Here is a 326-nt window from a genome sequence, read left to right as displayed (position 1 = left end):
CACCTGGCCATCTACGATTAAATCATCAAAGTGCTCAAACTCTTTCTTTTGGGAGTATTGCTTACGATTGCCAATTGGGACGGTGATGATGTAATCGGAGCAGGCTTCACTGCGATCATTAATGATGCGAATTTGATCTTTAGTTGGTAAAGCGCTTGCACTCACGAAATAACTAACCTGCCAATACCACCAGTCTGGGTAGATCGAATAACTCGCCTTAGGATCTTGTCCCACGATCTTGGCTAATACTGGACGATATGCGACGGCCCAGTAGTCAACATCAAAGCGCTTAGCAAATGGTCCAGCTAACACATTAAAGTACAGAT

The 326-nt window shown here is 44.2% G+C and carries 1 protein-coding gene; it reads right to left on the bottom strand.

The genetic code is table 11. From position 1 onward, the window contains the following. Window positions 1–326 (bottom strand): hypothetical protein (locus tag ICN47_RS12780; protein WP_216220289.1); only part of this gene is annotated, 326 nt, incomplete at both ends.

The sequence above is a fragment of the Polynucleobacter sp. AP-Latsch-80-C2 genome, from assembly GCF_018882185.1.
GTDB lineage: Bacteria > Pseudomonadota > Gammaproteobacteria > Burkholderiales > Burkholderiaceae > Polynucleobacter.
The sequence above is the reverse complement of the archived record's forward strand: the minus strand, read 5'-3'. Positions and strand labels throughout refer to the sequence as shown.